The following is a 2484-nucleotide window of genomic DNA, read 5'->3' on the forward strand; positions in this document are numbered from 1 at the left end:
ATCTGGGTCTCACCGGTCCGCCCGGGCCGCGAGCACGACACCACCTGCGCCCGCCACCACGGCCTGATCGATGCCCTCAACCGGATCGCTGCCGAGCTGGACATGCCGACCCTCGTCGACCTCGGCTACGAGAACGCCGGCGACGGTTTTCGCCACCCGCACAAGAAGCCCGCCGGAGGCGAGCTGACCGAGGCCCAGCAGACCTACAACAAGGTCATCCGCGGCGTCCACGGCGTCTGCGAGCGCGCCAACTCCCTGCTCAAGACCACCTTCAAGGCACTACGCCGGGTCAGCCTCGACCCCAGCCGCATCACGAAGATCGCCGCCGCAGCCCTCGTCCTGCTCCAGCTCGAGTACGACCGCACCATCTGATTAGTCACGCAACGTAATGATTCGTTACTGACAAAGACTCATTGTTCCCCCCACGTGCCCTGATCTAGGAAGCCAATGCTGCACCGAGGTATCAAGTTCGTCCACGCCGCCGTGTTGGCTTTTTCCGCAGTCTTGGCGTTTCTGTTCGTGCGGGGGCTGGACGAGGACGGGGTGCTGGGCAACTCGGCTCTGATCTGGGTGTTTGACTCCGACGATTCGACGAGCGGCGCTCAAGTCGCCCAGGCGATCGCGTCGTTCTCGGCCGACCACGGAGTCACGGTAGCTCGCGAGGTGCCTGACATGAGGGACCCCGACGGTCATCTGTATCTGGCCCCTGGCGACCGGCAGTCCGGTGCGGGATCGTGGCTGGACGAGGGTTATCCGGCGTTCAGCAGGAATTACACGACGGACGTGCATCCGATCGCCGAGATCGGACAGCGTGATCCGCGGGGCGAGTACTACGTGTTCGGGTCACCTGCCGCTGCTGATGCGCTGGTTGCCGAGTTCGCCGACCTCGGTCTGCGTGCAGGCGTGACCCACCCTCTCTCCTACACGACACTCGCCGCCGCTTATACCGGTGGCGTCCTGTGGGGATCCTTCTGGGTGGTTGCCCTCGCCGCAGTGACGATGACCGGCGCGAGCGTGCTGCTCAGCGCGAAGGCATACGGGATTCTGCGGTTGCAGGGCATGTCCTTCGTGGGCCTCCTTGTCCGTGATCTGCGGCAGCTAGCGGTGTCCTGGTCGGTGCCGGTCGGTGCTGTGGCAGCCGTGACGCTTGCCTTCCTCGGCTTCTACAACGGTCTTGCATGGCTGGGGATGTTCGCCACTGTGGCCGGGGGTCTTGCCGGCCTGTTCATTCTCCTGGTGCTGGCCGCCCATGCGGCCGTGCTCGCTCTCACCTTCAAGGTTGACGTACTGCGTGCTCTCAAGGGCGAACTGCCTGCCCGGGCGGCAACGATCAGCGTCTACCTGGTGCGTATTCCCGCGCTGCTGCTCGCTCTCAGCATCGCCACGGACGTCGCAGCGGCGGGCCAGGATGTGCTGGCACGCCAGGAGAGCCGGACGGCCTACGCCGATGCGGGCGATGCTGTCACCATCCGCCTCAACGGCAGCCTGCCCAGCGAAACGGACCAGGTGATCAAGGAGGTGGGTCCGTGGCTGCGCCGCGCCGACAGGGAAGGAAAGGTCATCCTGGCTGGGCGCCGGGATCTCCAGAGCATTGCTCAGAGCGCGCAACTGCCGCCGGGTGAGGTGCTCGTCGTGAATGAGACCTTCCTTGCAAAACAGCCGGTCCTCGATCCGACGGGACGGCGCTACACCCCGGTGGCCCAGGATGGCAAGTCACCGGAAACGCACCCGGTGCGGCTCATCATCCCCGAATCCCTCAGCCGTCAGGCAGCGACCATCACTGCGGCAATCCCCGAAGTGTTGGCTTCGGGTTTCGACCGGCACACCCAGTTGGAGACGCTCCCGGCGAAGAGCGGCCAGCGTGTCTTCGCCTACAACCCCGGCAACCAGGTCTACAACGCAGCCCACAGCCCGAAAGAGGACCGGTCCCTCTCTGGCAACGTAGGACGAGGCAGGCATACTGGATGATTCATTGAGTCGAGGGCGGAGAGGGAGTAGTGCTCGTAGTGGCCAGCACCAACGACCACGGGACCCCGGATCCGCAGGTGACACCCCGCGCGGCCGGTCATCGCCGGTACTCGGCGGCGTACAAGGCGCGGATCTTGGCCGAGTACGAAGGGATCGACAAGCAGGCCAAGGGCGCCTTGCTGCGGCGCGAGGGCCTATATTCGTCGCTGATCACAACCTGGCGTCAGCCAGGGCTTGATCAAGTTCCGTGAGTGTCTGGGTTGTTGGTGATGCCCAGGATGGCGAGTGCTCGTTCGGGTTCGTGGCGGATGGCGCGGGTGGTCTTGGCGATGTTGTCGGCTCCGAGGATCTTCAGGGTGCCGATGGCGAGGTTGCGGATGGTGGCCATGGCGCGGGGTGCGGTGCCGGTGTGAATGGTCGAGGCGTCCTCGGCGAACGTGACATCTCGGATGTAGTGGGAGGAGTTTTCGATTCCCCAGTGCCCCCGGATGGCGGTGGCGAGGTCGATGGGGCGGG

General features: G+C 65.1%; 3 protein-coding genes and 1 pseudogene. 3 read left to right on the forward strand and 1 reads right to left on the reverse strand.

Translation table 11 applies throughout. The features are described 5' to 3' along the window. From B9S61_RS33590 to B9S61_RS33600, 3 genes are all read left to right on the forward strand, one after another. On the forward strand, positions 1–372 hold a 372-nt coding region (locus B9S61_RS33590), incomplete at its 5' end, for a transposase family protein (protein ID WP_146064936.1). A 75-nt stretch (positions 373–447) separates the two neighbouring features. After that, positions 448–1968, forward strand: a complete 1521-nt coding sequence (locus B9S61_RS33595) for a hypothetical protein (RefSeq protein WP_103545554.1) — start codon at positions 448–450, stop codon at positions 1966–1968. 38 nt (positions 1969–2006) lie between these two features. Then, positions 2007–2219, forward strand: coding sequence for a hypothetical protein (locus B9S61_RS33600; protein ID WP_146065019.1), 213 nt, complete (start codon positions 2007–2009; stop codon positions 2217–2219). Here the strand turns inward: B9S61_RS33600 and B9S61_RS33605 are convergent. After that, positions 2207–2484 (reverse strand): annotated as a pseudogene (locus B9S61_RS33605) (ISAs1 family transposase); the annotation flags it as partial. The gene B9S61_RS33600 and the pseudogene B9S61_RS33605 sit on opposite strands and share 13 nt — an antisense overlap.

The sequence above is a fragment of the Streptomyces sp. SM1 genome (assembly GCF_002910825.1).
GTDB lineage: Bacteria > Actinomycetota > Actinomycetes > Streptomycetales > Streptomycetaceae > Streptomyces > Streptomyces okerensis.